At 38.3% G+C, this 21202-nt stretch carries 19 protein-coding genes, 2 pseudogenes and 2 other annotated features (1 of these 23 cut by a window edge); all 21 genes and pseudogenes read left to right on the top strand.

Going from position 1 to position 21202, the window contains the following annotated elements:
- Positions 1-579 precede the first annotated feature (579 nt).
- Positions 580-846 (top strand): annotated as a pseudogene (locus tag D1839_RS20865) (hypothetical protein); the annotation flags it as partial.
- Between the two features lie 339 nt (positions 847-1185).
- On the top strand, positions 1186-1884 hold the full coding sequence (locus tag D1839_RS13925) for an MgtC/SapB family protein (protein WP_199690169.1): 699 nt from the start codon (positions 1186-1188) through the stop codon (positions 1882-1884).
- 566 nt (positions 1885-2450) lie between these two features.
- The gene (locus tag D1839_RS13920; RefSeq protein ID WP_120380507.1) at positions 2451-2918 is read left to right on the top strand and encodes a CtsR family transcriptional regulator; all 468 of its coding nucleotides are present in this window, start codon (positions 2451-2453) and stop codon (positions 2916-2918) included.
- A gap of 15 nt (positions 2919-2933) precedes the next feature.
- Entirely contained in the window at positions 2934-3482 is a 549-nt protein-coding gene (locus tag D1839_RS13915; RefSeq protein WP_120380508.1) for a UvrB/UvrC motif-containing protein, read from the top strand.
- A complete protein-coding gene (locus tag D1839_RS13910; protein WP_120380509.1) occupies positions 3479-4543 on the top strand; it encodes a protein arginine kinase in 1065 nt (354 codons plus the stop codon). Before D1839_RS13915 ends, D1839_RS13910 begins: the two co-directional genes overlap by 4 nt.
- A gap of 18 nt (positions 4544-4561) precedes the next feature.
- Complete coding sequence (gene clpC, locus D1839_RS13905) at positions 4562-6988, top strand: ATP-dependent protease ATP-binding subunit ClpC (RefSeq protein ID WP_120380510.1); 2427 nt, start codon at positions 4562-4564, stop codon at positions 6986-6988.
- Between the two features lie 356 nt (positions 6989-7344).
- Positions 7345-7643 (top strand): annotated as a pseudogene (locus D1839_RS20860) (transposase); the annotation flags it as partial.
- 700 nt (positions 7644-8343) lie between these two features.
- Positions 8344-9717, top strand: coding sequence for a DNA repair protein RadA (gene radA, locus D1839_RS13890; RefSeq protein WP_120380512.1), 1374 nt, complete (start codon positions 8344-8346; stop codon positions 9715-9717).
- A gap of 453 nt (positions 9718-10170) precedes the next feature.
- Positions 10171-11268: a PIN/TRAM domain-containing protein gene (locus D1839_RS13885; RefSeq protein ID WP_330585536.1), complete on the top strand. Its 1098-nt coding sequence runs from the start codon at positions 10171-10173 to the stop codon at positions 11266-11268.
- 422 nt (positions 11269-11690) lie between these two features.
- Entirely contained in the window at positions 11691-13160 is a 1470-nt protein-coding gene (gltX, locus tag D1839_RS13880; RefSeq protein WP_120380513.1) for a glutamate--tRNA ligase, read from the top strand.
- A gap of 48 nt (positions 13161-13208) precedes the next feature.
- Positions 13209-13426: a binding site (T-box leader), on the top strand.
- 335 nt (positions 13427-13761) lie between these two features.
- Positions 13762-14424 (top strand): serine O-acetyltransferase, encoded by a 663-nt coding sequence (gene cysE / locus D1839_RS13875; RefSeq protein ID WP_120380514.1) that lies wholly within the window; start codon positions 13762-13764, stop codon positions 14422-14424.
- A complete protein-coding gene (cysS, locus tag D1839_RS13870; RefSeq protein WP_286164819.1) occupies positions 14420-15814 on the top strand; it encodes a cysteine--tRNA ligase in 1395 nt (464 codons plus the stop codon). The genes cysE and cysS overlap by 5 nt, the downstream gene beginning before the upstream one ends.
- A gap of 5 nt (positions 15815-15819) precedes the next feature.
- Positions 15820-16245: a Mini-ribonuclease 3 gene (locus D1839_RS13865; protein ID WP_120380516.1), complete on the top strand. Its 426-nt coding sequence runs from the start codon at positions 15820-15822 to the stop codon at positions 16243-16245.
- A complete protein-coding gene (rlmB, locus tag D1839_RS13860) occupies positions 16220-16966 on the top strand; it encodes a 23S rRNA (guanosine(2251)-2'-O)-methyltransferase RlmB (RefSeq protein WP_120380517.1) in 747 nt (248 codons plus the stop codon). Before D1839_RS13865 ends, rlmB begins: the two co-directional genes overlap by 26 nt.
- A gap of 3 nt (positions 16967-16969) precedes the next feature.
- Positions 16970-17479, top strand: coding sequence for an NYN domain-containing protein (locus tag D1839_RS13855; protein ID WP_120380518.1), 510 nt, complete (start codon positions 16970-16972; stop codon positions 17477-17479).
- 106 nt (positions 17480-17585) lie between these two features.
- Positions 17586-18236 (top strand): RNA polymerase sporulation sigma factor SigH, encoded by a 651-nt coding sequence (sigH, locus tag D1839_RS13850; protein WP_120380519.1) that lies wholly within the window; start codon positions 17586-17588, stop codon positions 18234-18236.
- 74 nt (positions 18237-18310) lie between these two features.
- Entirely contained in the window at positions 18311-18460 is a 150-nt protein-coding gene (rpmG, locus tag D1839_RS13845; protein ID WP_120380520.1) for a 50S ribosomal protein L33, read from the top strand.
- Positions 18461-18547: 87 nt separating this feature from the next.
- Positions 18548-18715, top strand: a complete 168-nt coding sequence (gene secE, locus D1839_RS13840; protein ID WP_050349651.1) for a preprotein translocase subunit SecE — start codon at positions 18548-18550, stop codon at positions 18713-18715.
- Positions 18716-19063: 348 nt separating this feature from the next.
- Entirely contained in the window at positions 19064-19612 is a 549-nt protein-coding gene (nusG, locus tag D1839_RS13835) for a transcription termination/antitermination protein NusG (RefSeq protein WP_442970612.1), read from the top strand.
- Positions 19613-19764: 152 nt separating this feature from the next.
- Positions 19765-20190 (top strand): 50S ribosomal protein L11, encoded by a 426-nt coding sequence (rplK, locus tag D1839_RS13830; RefSeq protein ID WP_147358287.1) that lies wholly within the window; start codon positions 19765-19767, stop codon positions 20188-20190.
- Between the two features lie 224 nt (positions 20191-20414).
- The gene (rplA, locus tag D1839_RS13825) at positions 20415-21110 is read left to right on the top strand and encodes a 50S ribosomal protein L1 (RefSeq protein WP_120380523.1); all 696 of its coding nucleotides are present in this window, start codon (positions 20415-20417) and stop codon (positions 21108-21110) included.
- Positions 21111-21161: 51 nt separating this feature from the next.
- Positions 21162-21202, top strand: a sequence feature (ribosomal protein L10 leader region) (it continues 106 nt past the right edge of the window).

Raw genomic sequence — 21202 nt, 5'->3', positions numbered from 1 at the left:
TGCCCCTGCAAGAGTAGGACGCCGCCAGGCAATAAGGCGAAAACTGACACATCAAATAAGATGGTCAGTTTTTTTGTGTGGCTCTATACTAAATGTAGTGGTATCCTTATTAAATAAATGTTGCATCGAATTTCATACCAAAGTAACAAGAAAAACATGCCCATGTTTTAAGATTGTAATATAAAAGCTTTGGGTTAATGAAAAAGAAAATATTATGGCAACAAGAGGTTAAAAAAATTATGTAAGGCGAGTAGAGATGGTAGAGTCGATTTTCCACCACCATGTTTGACAGAAAACCGGAATTATTGAAACTATATTAAAATCTTACAGCTTGAATATAGCATCTTATATCCCAAAGAACAGATAAAGCCAAACAGACAAGGTTAAATACCATTAACATCGTGAAACCCTTCTTAAACTTAAGACTAGCTTACCCGCCCAATGAACGGATATAGAAAAAATAGTCATGTCATGCGTTGTATGATACCAAGTATCATGTCATATGGGTGATAAAGTATAGATATAGGGTGTTAGCGAGCCCATAGAGATAAGAGCACGGCATTTGATAAGACAAGTTGTGAAGCTAGAGGGATAACGATTTTGCAAGGAAGCATTGGAAAAGATTACATTCATTTATTATTATCTTGTCCTCCAAGTATTGCCGTATCTAAAAAGGAAGATCATTCCGATTATTGCAGGATGAGTTGTTTTCAGAACTTAAAAAGAGATATTCGGGGCAGCACCTGTGGGCAAGAGGAAGAAACGGTAACAGAAGAAATAATAAGGAATTATATCGCAAATCAATTCAATGAAGGTAAGAACGAAATATTCAAGATAGAAGAATGAGTTTACTCTAGCCTTGAGGATGCTTCAGCCTATGATTCTCAGGAATTTAGCCTGGAGAACGACTTTAGTCGTCGACATTTATGTCTAATTCCACCTGCTTTAGCAGGTGGTCGTTGAAGAAGGGCATCTTAAATAATTGATATACTGGAGATTAAAAATAAATATGTGGAGGTATGACAGGGATCTTTAAAGAGGGCATCGGAGAGGAGCCTCTCTTATACCATCACCTAGAAGGCCTTTCCTACTATAAAGAAATAAAAAAGATCCTTTTAACATATACATTCAAGTATGTACACTACAGTTATATGTTAAAATCTTTAGCAATAGGGGGAGTTTGCATTGAAGGAATTATTTCATGAACTTTTAGGCGACCATTTTTATATTATATTAATACGAGTGCTTGTTGCATTATTCCTCTCTGGATTAATTGGGTTTGAAAGAGAGTTAAAAAATCACTCAGCCGGCTTTCGGACCCATATTTTAGTTGGAGTAGGTTCTTGTTTAATGATGTTGCTTTCTTTATTTGGATTTGAATTCTTTTTAGAAGAGTATGATAACATTCGCTTTGATCCTGCAAGAATACCATCTTATGTGATCAGTGGTATAGGATTTTTAGGTGCTGGTACAATAATTGTTTATGGTGGTACGATTAGAGGATTGACAACAGCAGCTTCTATATGGACAGTTGCGGGGCTAGGGTTAGTTGTAGGTGCAGGAATGTATGCAGCAGCAGTATTAACAACGGCAATTATATTACTTAGTCTTATTTTTCTTAATAACTTTGAACGTCTGTTCAGACGTGGAAAATCATCCCATGTTATTCAAATTGTCACAGTACCAGACTTACCTGTACATGAAGTAGTTGCTGTGTTTGACAAATATCATATGACGATTAAGAAAGTAGAAATTTCCAAATCAGAAAATAATCATCGAAACATCTATATAGTTATTGAAAGAAATACAGATTTAGATCGATTCACCTTGTTTGCTGAAATATCGCAAATAAATCATGTTAGAAGTGTAACTGAATTAACGTAAACAAGGACATCAACCTAGGCAAGTCAAAAAATTACTTTAGAATTGGGTTGCATTGCTTTTTAAATACGTTCAGATTAGATGGGAATTCCAAAAATGATAGTGGAAACCCATTTTTTTATAAGATAAAAAGTATAAAAATTGTTGCTTTGGGATACCGACATAACGGGATAGCCGCGTCCGGCATAAGCGCCCAGCAACTAGGCGACTTCACGAAATCGCCCTACGATAAGTCATCATTGGTTCGTGCCTAACCATGTTTCCTAAAACTTTAGTTGCTTCGTTCCAGTTGCTACGTTGCTAAACGGCGCTTGCGCCCTTGTTCTTAGAATAAGCTTGAAAATTCTGTAACAAGGGAATCTCTTAAATGAAGTTGATTTACTTGATATTATTGCTACATATGTTATTTGTTTTAAGACCATTTTCATTTTGTGTTTCTTAATAGTTATTTTTGTCTACAATAAACATAGATCTTGTATTTGCATCTTCTGTAATTTCCCGTATAATAAAAGTATAGTCAAAGATAGTCAAAGTCAAAAGTTTGTTTCTATATAAAAGGGGGTGGGCATATGAGTAATATATCAGATGTAATTGAAAATTATTTAAAGCAAATTCTTCAATCAAAAGGTAAAAATGTGATTGAGATTAAACGAAGTGAGATAGCTGACCAATTTCAATGTGTCCCCTCACAAATTAATTATGTAATTAATACCCGTTTTACGGTGGAAAAGGGCTATATTGTCGAGAGTAAGCGTGGCGGCGGGGGTTATATTCGGATTATGCGAGTCATTCACCAAGATGAGTCAAAGTTGATTGATGAAATTATTGACATGATTAATCCATCCATATCCCAACAAAAAGCGGTAGGAATATTGGAAAGATTGCTTGAGGAAGAGTTGATCACTGAACGTGAGGCAAAAATTATGTTAAGTGCTATCGAAAGGTCGACGCTGCCTTTTCAGTTACCATTACGAGATGAAATTCGTGCTCGTGTATTAACGGCAATGCTTACAACACTCAAGTATTTAAATAAATAAGGGAGGAGTGTGAACATGCAATGTCAAGAATGTCATAAACGTCCTGCGACGCTTCATTTCACACAAGTTATTCAAGGACAAAAAATGGAGGTTCATGTTTGCAATGTCTGTGCAAAGGAAAAAGGGTATATGACCTATCCAGAAGACGGTTATTCGCTGCACCATTTACTTTCGGGGTTATTTAATTTTGACACCTCTGGTTTAACTAGTCCTCATGCTGAAAGTTACCAGCAAACGAAGGATTTACAATGCCCGAAATGCGAAATGACTTTTTCCCAATTTAAGCAAATAGGAAAATTTGGCTGTGCTGTTTGTTATGAAACCTTTAACGAACGCTTAGACCCAATATTTCGTAGAGTACACGCTGGCAATATAAAGCATAATGGAAAAATACCGAAACGCCAAGGTGGAGATTTGCATAAGAAGAAACAATTAGAGGATTTAAAGCTACATTTGAAAAAGTTAATTGAAAATGAAGAATTCGAAGAAGCAGCTAAAGTAAGAGATCAAATAAGAGCTTTGAATCAGGAAGAGGATCATTCAGAGGCAGGTGATCAGTCATGACATTGCAGCAGTTTATGAATGAAGCAATTAGTCCTTGGATGCGAAAGGACGGGCCGGATAGTGACATCGTGTTAAGCAGCCGAATTCGCCTTGCGCGCAACTTTGCTAATGTACCGTATCCAATAGCCGCTGACCCAAAGGAATTGGAGGAAATACGCAGCTTCTTTAAAGAAAAATATGAAGGGCAGGCTTTTGGTTCGTATAAAGATTTAGCCTTTGTATCCATTCGTGATTTATCCGCCATAGAGCGACGTGTGTTGGTAGAAAAACATTTGATTAGTCCTTTATTAGCAAAACATTCAGAATCTGCAGCTGTGCTTATTTCAGAAAATGAGCAAGTATCGCTTATGATAAATGAAGAAGACCATATCCGATTACAATTTTATTTACCTGGCTTTCAATTATCAGAAGCTTTGCAGCAAGCATTTGAGTTTGATGATTGGCTAGAGGAGAAAATAAATTATGCTTTCGATGAAACAAGAGGTTACTTGACTAGCTGCCCAACTAATGTAGGAACTGGAATGCGAGCTTCTGTTATGATGCATCTTCCGGCTTTAGTTTTAACGAAGCAAATCAACCGAATGATTCCGGCTATAAACCAGTTGGGGTTAGTTGTACGAGGTATTTATGGAGAAGGTAGTGAAGCTCAAGGAAATATTTTTCAGATTTCAAATCAAATCACCCTTGGAAAATCCGAACAAGATATTGTGGCAGATTTACAAAGTGTCGTAAAGCAATTAATAGAACAGGAACGGTACGCTCGTGAGCAATTACTTAAACAGTCTGGAGATAAGTTGGAAGATCGTATTTATCGCTCTTATGGTGTATTAGCCTATGCGCGAATTATTGAATCAAAAGAGGCGGCAACTTGTTTATCGAATGTAAGGTTAGGAATTGACTTAGGCCTATTAAAAAACGTTTCACGAAATATCTTAAATGAATTAATGATCTTACTACAACCAGGATTTTTACAGCATTATGCTAAAAAAACATTAGCTGCAAGCGAACGCGACCAATTGCGAGCTTCTCTTATTCGCCAACGGTTGCAATTAGAGCAATAGATAGGAGGATACTAATATATGATGTCTGGACGTTTTACGGAAAGAGCACAAAAAGTGCTCGCGCTTTCCCAAGAAGAAGCTGTGCGATTGGGGCATAATAATATTGGAACAGAACATATTTTGTTAGGGCTTGTCCGCGAAGGAGAGGGCATTGCTGCAAAAGCATTACAATCACTTGGACTAGAAATTTCCAAAATCCAAGAGGAAGTGGAAAAACTGATTGGCGTTGGAAAGCAACCAATGCAAACAATCCACTATACACCGCGAGCTAAAAAAGTGGTGGAACTTTGTCAAGATGAAGCACGTAAGCTGGGACATTCTTATGTAGGGACAGAGCATATTTTGCTCGGGCTTATCCGCGAAGGAGAAGGTGTTGCTGCCAGGGTTTTAAATAACTTAGGTGTTAGTTTGAATAAAGCTAGGCAGCAGGTTTTACAGCTACTAGGAAGTAACGAATCCCAAACAAATCGCCAAGGACGTGGGCAACAATCCAGTGCAAATACACCGACGCTTGATTCGCTGGCGCGTGATTTGACTGAGAGTGCAAAGGAAGGAAATATTGACCCCGTAATTGGACGAAGTAAGGAAATTGAACGTGTCATTCAAGTATTAAGCCGGCGTACAAAGAATAACCCAGTATTAATTGGAGAGCCAGGGGTAGGAAAAACCGCTGTTGCTGAAGGGCTTGCTCAACAAATTATCCAAAACGAAGTACCGGAAACATTACGAGATAAGCGAGTCATGACTCTTGATATGGGAACGGTTGTTGCCGGTACAAAATATCGCGGAGAATTTGAAGATCGGCTGAAAAAGGTAATGGAAGAAATTCGTCAAGCCGGAAATATTATCCTGTTTATTGATGAATTGCATACATTAATTGGTGCAGGCGGTGCGGAAGGTGCGATCGATGCTTCCAATATTTTAAAGCCTTCGCTTGCTCGTGGGGAATTGCAATGTATTGGTGCAACGACGTTAGATGAATATCGCAAATATATAGAAAAAGATGCCGCTCTTGAACGCAGATTCCAGCCTATTCAAGTGGATGAACCAACGTTGGAGGAAACGATTCAAATTTTGAAAGGGTTGCGTGATCGCTACGAAGCACATCACCGGGTTACAATTACAGATGAAGCGATCGAAGCAGCTGCCAATTTGTCTGACCGTTATATTACTGATCGATTTTTGCCAGATAAGGCGATCGATTTAATTGATGAAGCAGGATCTAAAGTTCGTTTAAAATCCTATACAGTTCCGCCAAACTTGAAGGAGCTTGAACAGAAACTGGAAGAAGTCCGGAAAGAAAAGGATGCTGCCGTACAGAGTCAGGAATTTGAAAAAGCTGCTTCACTTCGGGATTCAGAACAAAGGCTACGTGAAGAGGTCGCTGAGACAAAGAAGAAATGGAAAGAAAAGCAAGGGCAAACAGATACAGAGGTTACTGTTGAGGATATAGCAAGTGTCGTATCTATCTGGACAGGAGTGCCTGTGTCGAAATTAACAAAGGACGAGAGTGATCGCCTGCTCAATATGGAAGAGATACTGCATAATCGTGTGATTGGGCAAGAAGAAGCTGTAAATGCTGTTTCCAAAGCGATTCGCAGAGCACGAGCAGGTTTGAAAGATCCGAAACGTCCAATTGGTTCCTTTATTTTCCTAGGTCCAACAGGAGTGGGGAAAACAGAATTAGCTCGTGCCTTAGCTGAAGCAATGTTTGCAGATGAGGACGCTATGATTCGAATTGATATGTCAGAGTATATGGAAAAACACGCTACTTCACGTCTAGTAGGAGCACCTCCTGGTTATGTAGGGTATGAAGAAGGTGGACAATTAACGGAAAAAGTGCGTAGAAAACCATATTCCGTTGTACTATTAGATGAAGTAGAAAAGGCACACCCAGAGGTATTTAACATCTTGTTGCAAGTCCTTGAGGATGGGCGATTGACAGATTCAAAAGGACGTGTGGTTGATTTTCGCAACACGGTATTGATTATGACATCGAATGTTGGTGCTAGTGAATTAAAACGAAATAAGTATGTTGGCTTTAATTTAGGTGAGGAAGGTCAAGATTACAAAAATATGAAGTCAAAAGTGACCGAAGAGTTGAAAAAAGCATTTCGACCAGAATTTTTAAATCGAATTGACGAAACTATCGTCTTTCATTCTTTGGAGAAAAAACATATGAAGCATATCGTTACATTAATGATCCAGCAGCTACAGAAGCGCTTAAAGGATCAGGACATTGACTTCTCACTAACGGATAAAGCATTAGAGAAAATTGCCAACGAAGGGTTTGATCCAGAATATGGAGCAAGACCGCTTCGTCGCTCCATTCAAAAGAATATAGAAGATTTATTGTCTGAGGAGTTATTAAAAGGAACGATTGAAAAAGGACAACGAGTCAAAATTGGTTTAAACAATAAAGGGGAATTTATTATTCTTCCGTAATTTCCTCAAGGAAAATGTGAACAGACCTTCCGTAAAAAACGATCCTTCCGTGGGAACAATAAGTCTACGGGGGGAGTTTTTTTAGGAATTGGATAGACGTGATAGTAGTTTCCCAATAGTAACACTTCAGACACAACTGCCAAATTAACAGCAACTTTCTTACTTTTTTGTATTGTATATTTGTTAAATTTTTACTTAAACTAATCAAAAATACATGAAACCTTAGTTTTTTATATTAGCAAAATTTATAATCCTGAATTTTCACAGATATAACTTGAAACTACCAAATGTTACGTACGAAGGAGCGAAGGCAATTTGGCCCTTCATCAAATAAATGAAAAAAGAATCCATTTCTGTTACAGTTATCAAGCAAATCATGGTCTAAACAAAGAAAGATACTTATTTAATCGCATGGCCGATGGTGAATTTACGCATGCCTTTTTCATTACAAATATAGGAGATATGTTTACTCCGAAAGCGATTGTTCAAACATATCAAAAAAGGGGAATGATGGAAAACTATTGAGGAAGACAAGAATGGGTTTTATTTTGATCGCACGAGCAGTCATTCTTTTGGTAGAAATGATACGAGAATGATGATGAGCCTATTAGCGTATAACTTAACGAATTGGTACCGTACGCTTTGTTTTCCGGAAAACAAAGCGTAAGCAAATTCCGTTAAAATAAAATGATAAAGATATTGGAGGAAAAACACGGAGACTCCTGTGGGAAAGCGTAGTGGGAAAACCCCGCAGGAAAAAAGCGGAAACTTTTTTTCGAGGATGCTGAGCGCCAGCCCATGGAAAGTGTAGTGTTTTTCCGCAGCGATTGCATGACTTTTTGATAAAACGTCATTATATTTCTCTATCATTATATGTAAAAATAATGATATAAAGTCCAAGGGATTCGTATACCCAACAACAAGCGTTTTTGTAATATGGGAGGCATACATGGAGTAAAGATCATATAAATTCTATTTGGCTTATTTTTGTTGGTTATCCATTCTCTTCATTTTTTTCTACGCTCAGTTTAGAGGTATGAATAATTCGGGATAAATGATTAAAAAGTAAAAGTAGTTATGAATTAGGTAGATCGACCTGTTCTATATACAAAATAATAGATGATGCGGACCATTTTTTTATCACTAAAATATGTTAAACTAATAAAAATAAGGGTAAAACGTGATATTCATATATGTATAAACAGATTGATCTGAAATGAATTAGATGGCATTAAACGACGGTAGAGGTTAGATTTGTGGCAGGACTATGGAATATGTAGCCAAATTGATAGGAACCTGTAACTTTTTGGTTGCTAAAATCGTATATAATAGATAAGTGAAAGGGTAGTGGTAAGTTGGCGAAGCGAAAAACGAAATTTGTTTGTCAGGAATGTGGCTATGAAGCACCAAAGTGGCTTGGGAAATGTCCTGGTTGCAATAATTGGAATACATTCGTAGAAGAAATAGAAATCACTGGTGGCAGACAAAAACAAGCTTTTCATACTGGGTATAGATCAGTTGGAAAGCCTGAGAAAATAACCGCAATTAAATCGCAACAAGAACCGAGGATAATAACAAGTATGAAAGAGTTTAATCGTGTGCTCGGTGGCGGTATTGTACCAGGATCCCTTGTGTTAATCGGTGGAGATCCCGGAATTGGTAAATCTACTTTATTATTACAAATATCATCACAATTGGCAGATAAAAGCTTATCCGTACTATATATTTCTGGAGAAGAATCAACGAGACAGACGAAGTTGCGTGCAGATCGCTTAGGTGTTACTTCCGATTCATTATATGTATTAGCAGAAACGAATTTATTGGATATAGCAAATCAAATTGAAACCATAAAACCATCGTTTGTCGTTATTGATTCGATTCAAACCATCTATCGTGAAGAAATCACAAGTGCTCCGGGGAGCGTTTCCCAAGTGAGAGAATGTACCTCTGAATTGATGAAACTAGCTAAAACAAACGGTATACCGATATTTATAGTGGGACATGTGACAAAAGAGGGCTCAATTGCAGGACCAAGGCTTTTGGAGCATATGGTTGATGCTGTACTTTATTTTGAAGGGGAACGTCATCATACGTATCGAATATTACGGGGCGTGAAGAATCGATTTGGTAGTACGAATGAAATGGGTATTTTTGAAATGAAAGAGGAAGGGTTGCGCGAGGTTTTAAATCCATCTGAGATATTTTTGGAAGAGCGCTCACAAGGTGCATCCGGGTCTACTGTAGTAGCTTCCATGGAAGGAACAAGGCCAGTACTGGTTGAGATACAAGCATTAATTTCCCCTACTGCATTTGGTAATCCACGTAGAATGGCGACGGGAGTAGATCAGAATCGCGTTCCTCTTTTGATGGCGGTGTTGGAAAAGCGGGTTGGGTTAATGCTGCAAAATCAGGATGCGTATATAAAAGTGGCTGGCGGTGTTAAGCTAGATGAACCTGCCATTGATTTAGCGATTGCTGTTAGTATCGCTTCAAGTTTCCGTGATCAACCAACAAAACCGGAAGATATTTTTATTGGTGAAGTCGGTTTGACTGGTGAGATAAGGCGAGTTTCTCGAATTGAACAGCGCGTTCAAGAGGCTGCAAAGCTAGGATTTAAACGAGTAATTTGTCCTAAAAATAATTTAGGTGGCTGGACAACTCCAAATAACATTGAAATTATTGGAGTGAATTCCGTACAGGAAGCATTACAAATCGGAGTAAATAGATAAGTTTTGTTTTTTATTATGATCATAAAATCATATGGGTTAATATGTTTAATTTAAATGTCCGGAAAAAGTATCCTTTTTTGTTCACTGCTTTTATTCCAAACAAACACAGTTACTACAAGAACGATAAGCCAATCTATGGCACGAATATATATTAGGGGTAATACAAAAGAAAGCGTGTGGGTCGCATTGCTAATTTTCAAGAATTCTAGATATAAAGTCTTGATTTAGAACTTATTAGGTGTTAAGGAAAAGCGTAACTGAAATGAATTCTCAATTTATGTATGGATTGTATATAGGTTATAGCGGTTAGTTATTATAAATAAGGTTTTCAGCTTTTTCTTCCGTTGGAATTCGCAATGCGAATCGATATAGAAATTATTTCTTTTTATTATCTTTCAAGGATTATTTTTTTTCATCTTAGGCAATAATATAAGTTAGGAGGTGGCATTGCTGATGAAAAAGATTGTTCATTTGCTTTTTCTTATTTTAGGAGGAACGATTGGTTATCTTTATGTTCCTGTTTTTTTAGCACTATTAAATATTGCCGATTCTAACTGGATACTTTCTCCGTATGTGGGAATGATAGTCGGTGCTATTATTTTCTTTCTCATATCATATTGGCTTGTCGATTATATTGTAGGGTTTTTAAAATGGGTAGAGGAAGCACTTATTCGCCTGCCTGCAGGTGATTTGTTTTCAGGAACGTTAGGGCTTATGGCTGGTCTGTTTATTGCATTTCTAATTACCATACCTATAGGAGATATTAACATTAAATTAGTTTCTCAAACTCTTCCACTGTTTGTAACGGTTTTATTAGGCTATTTAGGATTTCAAGTCGGGTTTCGCCGGCGTGAAGAGATTGTTAATTTATTTAATATTAATCGAAAGGAAAAAGAGAAGCGGAAAGTGTCTGAAGGTGATACGAGTAATTCCCCTATACAGCCAAAAGCAAAAATATTGGACACAAGCGTTATTATAGACGGTCGGATCGCTGATATTTGCCAGACGAATTTCCTTGAAGGAACAATAGTCATTCCGCAATTTGTTCTTGGTGAGTTACAGCATATTGCAGATTCCTCGGACGTATTAAAACGAAATCGAGGTCGTAGAGGTTTAGACGTTTTAAATCGAATCCAAAAAGATCTACCTGTAAAAGTTGAAATTTATGAAGGCGATTTTGAAGACATCCATGAAGTGGACAGCAAATTAATTAAGTTGGCAAAAGTGATCAATGGTATTGTTGTGACTAATGATTTTAACTTAAATAAAGTATGTGATTTGCAAAGTGTTCCAGTTTTAAATATTAACGATTTGGCTAATGCTGTGAAGCCAGTCGTATTACCTGGTGAAGAATTGACGGTACATGTCATTAAAGATGGGAAAGAGCATAATCAAGGGATCGCTTACCTTGATGATGGAACAATGATTGTTGTTGAAGAAGGAAGAAACTATATCGGCAAAACTATTGAAGTGCTAATTACAAGTGTGTTGCAAACATCGGCTGGTAGAATGATTTTTGCGAAACCAAAATTACTTGAAAAAGCACTCTAAAAAGGGTATAACTTATAAAGGATAGGCAAAAGTGATAACAGTGATTGTTATCACTTTTGTTATACGGACAAGAAAAGTATAATTTAATATGGAAAATCATTTTATATCTCTCACGTAGCTTATAAGGCAAATAATCGATTTTTTTCAGAGATCTTTAGGTATTTCCCCTGTGTGCTAGCTTGGTGGGGACAAAGAGCTCCCGTTGATGGAGGGTTTACTTTATACTTTTTGCCTTCTATAAGGAAAAATAGCATACACGGGGTGGGTGGGAAACCATCATACACCGTATAAAAAGCCTTAAAAATTGTTCAAGAGACGTTAACTGTGCAGTGACGATAGTTGCTGTGACTAGCTAACTATCTGGAGCATAAGACGGTTACTGAATTCATTTTCATTGTTTGATTATAGAAAGGGGAAGAATCATGACAAATCAGGTTCGTGTACGGTATGCACCGAGTCCAACAGGTCATTTGCATATTGGAAACGCACGTACAGCATTATTTAATTATTTATATGCGAAACATTTTAACGGGAAAATGATCATTCGTATTGAAGACACAGATGATAAACGAAATGTAGCTGGTGGAGAAGAAAGCCAGCTGAAATTTTTAAAATGGTTGGGTGTTGAGTGGGATGAGGGAGCAGATGTAGGTGGAAGCTACGGACCATACCGCCAAATGGAGCGTCTCGATATATATCAAAAATATGTGGAGAAACTGTTAGAAAGAGGCTTGGCTTATAAATGCTATATGACGGAAGAAGAGCTTGAGGCAGAAAGAGAACAGCAACGAGCTAATGGTCAGGTTCCGAAGTACTCCGGTGCTCATCGTGATTTAACCGCGGAACAAATCGCTGCTTTTGAAAAGGAAGGACGATTGCCAAGCATTCGCATGCGGGTTCCGGAAAATAAAACGTATACATTTAATGATATCGTAAGAGGCGATATTACTTTTGAATCGAGTGATTTTGGTGATTGGGTTATCGTGAAGAAAAATGGTATTCCAACGTATAACTTTGCAGTTGCTGTCGATGATCATTTAATGGAAATTACACACGTTTTACGTGGTGAGGAGCATATATCCAATACCCCAAAGCAAATGATGATCTATGAAGCATTTGATTGGGAGCCGCCGACGTTTGGGCATATGACGCTTATTCTTAATGAAGAACGGAAAAAATTGAGCAAGCGTGATCAGCATATTATTCAATTTATTGAGCAATATCATGATTTGGGCTATTTGCCCGAGGCTTTGTTTAATTTTATTGCATTGTTAGGTTGGTCACCAGTTGGCGAAGAGGAAATCTTTGATAAACAAACATTAATTGATATATTCGATCCAGAACGTTTATCTACTTCAGCAGCAATATTTGATCGTCATAAATTGAAGTGGATGAACAATGCATATATTAAAGCAGCCGATTTATCAGAAGTGATTGACTTGGCGATGCCACATTTAGTAAAAGCAGACAAACTGCCAAAAGATATAGATCATGCTAGAAGAGAATGGGCGGAGAAGGTGATTGCTTTATATAAAGAGCAATTGCGATACGGGGCAGAAATCGTAGAATTAACGGAAATGTTTTTCTCCAAAGAGCTTACTTTTGATGATGCTGCTTGGGAAGTACTTGAAGGCGAGCAAGTTCCAGAAGTGTTGCAAGTTTTCACAGACAAGTTAATTCATTTGGATGATTTTACGGCTCCTTCTATTAAAGCGCAAATTAAAGCGACCCAAAAGGAAACCGGTCACCGAGGCAAAAAGCTATTTATGCCAATCCGTGTGGCAACAACAGGACAGACACATGGACCAGAATTGCCCATGGCTATTGAACTGCTCGGGAAAGAAACTGTGATTAGCCATTTGGATACAGTTTTAAAAAAGCTTGAAGCGTAATGATTCACAACTTATGGAAAATGTAATATAGTATTACTACACAACAAATAAGGAACGATGACGAGGGAAAGTAAGAAGCAATTCGCTAACACAGAGAGAATCACCTTGGCTGAAAGTGGTTTTTAGCATTGTTTTTGAAGTGCTCCTCAAGAGTCCGTTATGGAATGTAAGTACATAACGGCGGCGCTTACCGTTATAAGTCTGAGTTGGAAGGATGATTATTATCCTTCAAACAGAGTGGAACCGCGCACGTAAGCGTCTCTGAGTATGAACCCAGAGACGCTTATTTTCATGTTATAAGAAGTAAAACTAGGCTAGTGCATGTGTTTGCGCGATTTAACTTGTCACTAATAAAAGGTTTATCTAAGCAAAACAATATCCTTCATATCTCTCATATATAACGTGCTGTAAGTCTCTCACTACCAAGGTTGGAGAGTGCGTACGGAACAAGTCTAAGTAGGAGATAACAGCTACTAAATGCACGATTCATTCAGAAACCTTTAGGTCATACCCCTTGCGCTACTACAATTAAAGGGGATAAAAACCCCTACTGGTTAGGGATTCGCTTGATAATTACTTACAATAATAGGGAGGTCAACTGATGAGCATTTGGAAACGAGTGAAGGAAGATATGGATGTGGTGTTTGAACAGGATCCAGCAGCTCGTTCTTATTTTGAAGTTTTCTTAACATATTCAGGTCTTCACGCTGTCTGGTGGCATCGAATTGCTCATGCATTTTATAAACGAAAAATGTTCTTTATTGCCCGTGTCATATCACAGTTGAACCGCTTTTTAACAGGGATTGAAATCCATCCAGGAGCAATCATTGGTAGGCGTTTATTTATAGACCATGGCATGGGCGTAGTCATTGGTGAAACATGTGAAATAGGCGATAATGTAACCATTTTTCAAGGGGTTACTTTAGGCGGTACTGGAAAAGAAAAAGGCAAACGGCATCCAACAATTAAGGATAATGTGCTTATTGCAACAGGCGCCAAAGTACTTGGTTCAATAACGGTTGGCGAATGTGCAAAAGTAGGGGCAGGTTCTGTTGTGCTGAAAGATGTGCCGGACCATGCTACAGTAGTAGGTATACCTGGAAAAGTGGTTAAACATCGTGGTGAAAAGGTAACCAAAGATTTGAATCATCATCAGTTACCAGATCCAGTCGCTAACCGTTGCGAACATTTACAAAGGGAAATTGATGAATTAAAAGCAGAAATAGCAAAATTAAAAGAAGGAGAAAAACACGATGTCCATTAAAATATATAATACATTAACTCGTAAAAAGGAAATATTTAAGCCGATAGTACCAGGAAAAGTAAGCATGTATGTTTGTGGGCCGACGGTATATAACTATATTCATATTGGTAATGCCAGACCAGCGATTGTTTTTGATACAGTTAGACGATATTTGGAATACAAAGGGTTTGAAGTAGACTATGTGCTGAATTTTACAGATGTGGATGATAAGCTGATCCGTACCGCCAAGGAGCTTGGCAAAGAAGTGCCAGAGGTAGCAGACCGCTTTATTTCTGCTTATCTGGAAGATGTTGGGGCTTTGGGTGTTAAAGAGGCAACACACAACCCACGAGTAACGGAAACAATGGATGATATCATTGCTTTTATTGAGGCACTTGTTGAAAAAGGGGTTGCCTACGAAGCGGACGGCGATGTTTATTTTAAACCCCGGAAATTTAGTAAGTACGGAAAGCTATCTCATCAATCAGTTGATGAATTGAGGTCTGGCGCACGGATCCAAGTTGGTGAGAAAAAAACAGATCCACTTGATTTTACGCTTTGGAAGCAAGCAAAAGACGGAGAAATTGCTTGGGATTCACCTTGGGGAAAAGGGCGACCAGGCTGGCATATCGAGTGCTCGGCGATGGTGAAAAAATACCTTGGAGATACGATTGATATTCATGCAGGTGGTCAAGACTTAGCTTTTCCGCATCACGAAAATGAGATTGCTCAATCAGAAGCACTAACAGGGAAACCCTTTGCAAATTATTGGATGCATAATGGCTATATCAATATAAATAATGAAAAAATGTCAAAATCGCTAGGAAACTATTTATTGGCTCGAGATTTAATTCAGCAGTACGATCCGCAAGTCATTCGTTTCTTTATGCTAAGTGTCCACTATCGGCATCCAATTAATTTTTCAGAGGACCTACTACAAAGCGCAGAAAATGGTTTAGAGCGGATTAAAACAGCCTATTTAAATTTAGAGCATCGCAAAGACTCCAGTCTGGATATTGTCGATCATAAAGAAGAATGGTTGGAAAAGATTGCACAGTGGAAAAAGCTATTTGAAGCGGAAATGGATGATGACTTTCATACAGCAAATGCAATTTCTGTTCTGTTTGAAGTGGCTAAAGAGGCTAATGTATACCTCCAACATAAGCAAACATGCAGTTGTGTTATTGAAGAGTTTCAAAAAGTCATTCAAACATTCTTGAAGGTTCTTGGTATGGAACTGAAAACGGAACAGGAGTTACTGGATATAGAGATTGAGCAATTAATCGAAGAACGAAACAGCGCGCGGAAAAATCGTGATTTTACTCGCGCAGATGAAATTAGAGATATGCTAAAGGCGAAAAATATCATTTTAGAGGATACCCCACAAGGAGTAAGATGGAAAAGAGGGTAAGCATCATGGATATAGATGTAAAACAAATGAAAAGTCTTGCCCTTGCTTATATGGGAGATGCTGTTTATGAATTATATATAAGAGAGCATCTCCTACATCAAGGCCAAGTAAAGCCACAGCAATTACATCAAAAGGCCATTCAGTATGTGTCAGGAAAAGCGCAAGCAGCTGTGGTACTACACTGGTTAGAAACGGGCAAACTAACACAAGAAGAGGAACGAGTCGTCGCTAGAGGGCGGAATGCAAAGTCCGGTTCTACTCCTAAAAACATTCGTGTACAAACGTATCGCTATAGTACAGCATTCGAAGCATTAATTGGATATCTTTATTTAGCAAACCATTTACAGCGGCTTGAACAGCTGATCCAAGAGGCAATTCAGTTAACAGAAAGGAGGGGAACAGAGCATGGATCAGGAACTAATCATGGGTAAAAACCCAGTTATCGAAGCGATAAAATCTGGCAGATCCATTAATAAAGTGCTTGTATCAGAACATTTAAATTCCTCAGTACAAGCAACGTTTTTTCAATTAGCAAAATCAGCAGGAACCATTGTTCAAAAAGTTCCCAGGCATAAAATCGATCAGTTATCTAAAGGGGGAAGTCATCAAGGGGTGGTTGCTTATGTTGCTTCTTATGAATATGCAGAACTAGATGACCTATTTCAGCGAGCTGAAGAACAAAATGAAGCTGCTTTTTTTCTTATCCTAGATGAATTGGAGGACCCGCATAATTTAGGGTCTATCTTACGAACGGCAGATGCTGTCGGCGCGCATGGTGTGATTATTCCGAAGCGTCGCTCGGTAGGATTAACAGCAACCGTAGCCAAAACAGCTGCTGGAGCGATAGAGCATGTTCCAGTTGTTCGCGTAACGAATATAGCTAACACCATTGAGGAACTAAAAGAACGTCAAGTTTGGGTAGTAGGAACGGAAGCAAACGCAACAGAGGATTATCGACAGCTAGAAGGTACGTTGCCGCTTGCTATCGTTATTGGAAATGAAGGAAAAGGGATCAGTCATTTAGTGAAGAAAAAATGTGATTGGACGGTTAGCCTGCCGATGAAAGGAAAGGTATCTTCTCTGAATGCTTCGGTTGCATGCAGTCTACTATTATATGAGGTATATCGCAAAAGGAACCCTTTTGGTGAGTAAGCGATGATTGTCGTCATAGTGGATGGATATAACATCATAGGGGCGTGGGAGGAACTTCAAAGGTTAAAGGAGAAGGACATTGGACAAGCCCGAGATCGGCTTATTGAATGGATGGCAGAGTATCAGGCTTACTCTGGGCATCGCGTTATCGTTGTATTTGATGCTTATTATGTACATGGCGTAGCGACAAAGACAACAGCTTTTAATATTGAAGTGATCTATACAAAAGAAAAAGAAACCGCAGATGAATGTATTGAAAAATTAGTGAAGGAAGTAAAAGATATTCGCACCCAAGTGTATGTGGCAACGTCGGACTTCGCTGAGCAGCGCACCATTTTTGGGAGTGGTGCATTAAGGAAATCAGCGCGAGAATTGTGGATAGAAACAAACAATATGCAACAGGACATAGAAAAAACGATTGAGAAACATTATAAGAAACAAGCAAACACAAAAATCACATTGGATCAGAAAACGTTGGAAACATTTGAAAAATGGAGAAGAGGACAAATGTAGAGCTCTACTTGGTTGAAATGCCTTTATCTCCGGTGTTGACGACTTTAAAGCGCTTCCTGTATAATTAGTTCTAAATGGACTGCGGTGTAGTCGGGGGGTCATCTTGGTGAATGTCAACCAAATAGAGATGAGCGAACAACGCTTAAGTAAGTTGGATGATGAAAAAATTGTGCAACTTATTCATCGGGGGAACAGTCACGCCTTAGATTATTTGATACACAAGTATCGGAATTTTGTACGTGCTAAAGCACGCACGTATTTTTTAATTGGTGCGGATAAGGAGGACATTGTCCAAGAGGGAATGATAGGTTTATATAAGGCTATTCGCGATTATGATGGAGACAAGCTCTCCTCGTTCAAGGCTTTTGCGGAGCTTTGTGTAACGAGACAAATAATTACTGCGATCAAAACAGCAACGAGACAAAAGCATATTCCGCTAAATTCGTATGTGTCTTTGGACAAGCCTATTTATGATGAGGAGACAGATCGAACGTTATTAGATGTAATTGCTGGGTCAAAAGCTATTGACCCACAAGAACTTTTAATAAATCAGGAAAAATATGGCGATATGGAAATGAAATTATCTGAATTATTAAGCGGGTTAGAGAAGAAGGTTCTTCAGCTATATTTAGACGGGAGAACCTATCAAGAAATTTCTGTGGCGTTAGAGCGTCATGTCAAATCCATTGATAATGCATTGCAAAGAGTGAAGCGGAAACTAGAACAACTGATTGAGGAGACGGAAATTGCGCCATAGTAATGTTTGACACATTTTTGCAACCGTGCTAGAGTTAAGAAAGGAACAGAAACTCTCCTACTTGAGGTGAGAGGATGAATAAGAAAATCACTTTAGCATGTGCAGTTTGTGCTAACAGAAATTATACAACGAACAAAAATGTATCCACACAACCTGTACGGCTTGAAGTAAATAAGTATTGTAAATTTTGCGGTAAACATACATTGCATAAGGAAACCAAATGAATCCCTTCTGCAGTGTGGTGAAAAGATATAATTGCATTTAATATCTGATAAATGAAGTCGTTATTTTCAGCTGTAGGGGGTACAAGCATGTTTCGTTTCTTTAAAAACGTTTCAAGAGAAATGAAGAAAGTTAGCTGGCCAAATAGGAAAGAGCTAACGAGTTATACAATTACTGTTATTGCAACGGTAGCTTTTATAGCTTTATTCTTCTTTTTAATTGATCTTGGAATTACGCAAATCCTAAACTTACTTTAATTTCGCGAAAGATTGAATATTTGTCTGGATTTTATGCTATAATGATAAAAGAAATAGATGAGAACTTATGTGGAAACCCGGTATCAATCGGGTTTTTTAGGTTGGATGCAGATTATAGTTTACAGCTAAACATTCTATACCCGTCTGGAAGTTTTAGTTTCAGTGGGAGTGATGAAAAGAACTCTGTTTTAGACTTATGAACGATCGTGCGTATACAAAAGAGGGTCAGGTAGGACATGGAAAACAGACGATTAGTATGGTAGCTGAAATTCGTTGTTGTGATTACCGAATCTTTGGTGCAACCTCTATAACATATAGTGGTCCGAAAGGGAGGGAAGGACAAAAGCGTTGTCCAAAAACATGGAAAAAAATTGGTATGTCGTACATACGTATTCTGGGTATGAAAATAAAGTAAAAACGAACTTGGAAAAGCGTGTAGAGTCTATGGGAATGGAAGATAAAATTTTCCGAGTAATTGTTCCTGAAGATGAGGAAACGGAAATAAAAAACGGGAAGAAAAAGATAACGAAGAAGAAGTTTTTCCCTGGTTATGTCCTAACAGAAATGATTATGACCGACGATTCGTGGTACGTTGTTCGTAATACTCCAGGTGTAACAGGATTTATAGGGTCAAGTGGTGGTGGAACCAAGCCAACGCCACTGTTGCCCGAAGAAGTCGAAAGTGTTCTAAAACGTATGGGTGTCGCGGAAACGCCTGTACAATTTAATTTTGAAATCAAAGAGAATGTCCGGGTAACGGACGGACCGTTTACAGATTTCACTGGTACCGTTGAGAATATAGACGTAGATAAACAAAAAGTAAAAGTTCATGTGAATATGTTTGGTAGAGATACCCCTGTCGAGTTGGATTTCTCCCAAATAGAAAAGCTAGACTAGATAATTTTATATTTCCTTGCATTTTTCTTTTATTCATGCTAAAATTTTTGTGTTATTCTTGTATCTATCCAATAGGTTAGATCAATTGGAGTGGGAGGGGAAAAAACAAGAACCCCTATTACCACATCACGGACTTTAAGGAGGTGTGTCTCGTGGCTAAAAAAGTGATTAAACTTGTAAAATTACAAATCCCGGCTGGAAAAGCAAACCCAGCACCACCAGTAGGACCAGCACTTGGTCAAGCCGGTGTTAATATCATGGGTTTTTGTAAAGAATTTAATGCACGTACGCAAGATCAAGCAGGTATGATTATTCCTGTTGAGATAACAGTGTTTGAGGATCGTTCATTTACATTTATTACAAAAACTCCACCTGCAGCTGTATTACTTAAAAAAGCAGCTGGCATTGAAACTGCTTCAGGTGAACCGAATCGTAATAAAGTAGCAACACTTAAACGCGATAAAGTAAAAGAAATCGCAGAAACAAAAATGCCTGACTTAAATGCTGCTGATGTAGAAGCAGCGATGCGCATGGTTGAAGGAACTGCACGCAGCATGGGTATTAACATCGAAGACTAATTCGTGCTTGCCTTTTAGCGTTGTTTGTTGTGAATTATTCGTTTTTAATTTTTTGAAGTTTTACTAGTACGGTATAGGTTGCGGTTGGATCCCCTTCGCAACCTTTTTCGTGAAGATGATGAGTTAGCCGACTGGTTAATCATTAGCTTTGCCTTTATAGAAGCTTGCGCGCTTTTATAAGTGGGAGGTAATACCGTTATAACCACATTTGAGGAGGAAATAAAATGGCTAAAAAAGGAAAAAAGCATCAAGAAGCATTGAAGCTTGTTGATCGTACGAAAGCGTATGAAGTGTCAGAAGCAATTGCACTTGTAAAAGAAACTGCTAAAGCTAATTTCGACGAAACAGTTGAAGCTGCTTTTCGTTTAGGTGTTGACCCTAAGAAAGCAGACCAACAAATTCGCGGAGCGATGGTTTTACCAAATGGGACAGGGAAAACACAGCGCGTGCTTGTATTCGCTAAAGGTGAAAAAGCAAAAGAGGCTGAAGCTGCTGGTGCTGACTATGTAGGAGACGCAGATTATATCAATAAAATCAATCAAGGCTGGTTTGATTTTGATGTTGTCGTAGCAACTCCAGACATGATGGCTGAAGTTGGTAAATTGGGAAGAGTATTAGGGCCAAAAGGGCTCATGCCGAATCCGAAGACTGGAACAGTAACATTTGATGTGGAAAAAGCTATCCAGGATGTTAAAGCTGGTAAAGTGGAATATCGTGTTGATAAATCATCCAACGTTCATGTGCCGATTGGTAAAGTTTCATTTGATAATGAAAAATTAATTGAAAACTTCGTCGCCATTACGGAAACCCTTGTAAAAGCGAAGCCTCAAGCAGCTAAGGGAACTTACATGAAAAATGCTTCTGTATCTTCCACAATGGGTCCAGGGATCCGTGTAGATGTTTCTAACATGGTGCGATAATGAAAAAGGGTTGACTTTATCATTGTGTTTCGCTATACTTTAATCTGTGAATAAAATAAATATGATGTACCGTAGACAGCAGGGGCAAATAT

The organism is Roseburia sp. 1XD42-34 (genome assembly GCF_009917385.1).
Classification (GTDB): domain Bacteria; phylum Bacillota; class Bacilli; order Bacillales; family Amphibacillaceae; genus Virgibacillus.
Note: the sequence above shows the minus strand (reverse complement) of the source record. Positions and strands in the feature narration are given on the sequence as shown.

What these genes read in the sequence shown, in the direction of transcription:
- secE (WP_050349651.1), top strand. Translation starts at nt 18,548, where the DNA reads ATGTTTCGTTTCTTTAAAAACGTTTCAAGAGAAATGAAGAAAGTTAGC.
- cysE (WP_120380514.1), top strand. Translation starts at nt 13,762, where the DNA reads ATGAGCATTTGGAAACGAGTGAAGGAAGATATGGATGTGGTGTTTGAA.
- D1839_RS13920 (WP_120380507.1), top strand. Translation starts at nt 2,451, where the DNA reads ATGAGTAATATATCAGATGTAATTGAAAATTATTTAAAGCAAATTCTT.
- clpC (WP_120380510.1), top strand. Translation starts at nt 4,562, where the DNA reads ATGATGTCTGGACGTTTTACGGAAAGAGCACAAAAAGTGCTCGCGCTT.
- gltX (WP_120380513.1), top strand. Translation starts at nt 11,691, where the DNA reads ATGACAAATCAGGTTCGTGTACGGTATGCACCGAGTCCAACAGGTCAT.
- D1839_RS13855 (WP_120380518.1), top strand. Translation starts at nt 16,970, where the DNA reads ATGATTGTCGTCATAGTGGATGGATATAACATCATAGGGGCGTGGGAG.
- D1839_RS13865 (WP_120380516.1), top strand. Translation starts at nt 15,820, where the DNA reads ATGGATATAGATGTAAAACAAATGAAAAGTCTTGCCCTTGCTTATATG.
- D1839_RS13885 (WP_330585536.1), top strand. Translation starts at nt 10,171, where the DNA reads ATGAAAAAGATTGTTCATTTGCTTTTTCTTATTTTAGGAGGAACGATT.
- D1839_RS13915 (WP_120380508.1), top strand. Translation starts at nt 2,934, where the DNA reads ATGCAATGTCAAGAATGTCATAAACGTCCTGCGACGCTTCATTTCACA.
- rpmG (WP_120380520.1), top strand. Translation starts at nt 18,311, where the DNA reads ATGAATAAGAAAATCACTTTAGCATGTGCAGTTTGTGCTAACAGAAAT.
- rlmB (WP_120380517.1), top strand. Translation starts at nt 16,220, where the DNA reads ATGGATCAGGAACTAATCATGGGTAAAAACCCAGTTATCGAAGCGATA.
- rplA (WP_120380523.1), top strand. Translation starts at nt 20,415, where the DNA reads ATGGCTAAAAAAGGAAAAAAGCATCAAGAAGCATTGAAGCTTGTTGAT.
- D1839_RS13910 (WP_120380509.1), top strand. Translation starts at nt 3,479, where the DNA reads ATGACATTGCAGCAGTTTATGAATGAAGCAATTAGTCCTTGGATGCGA.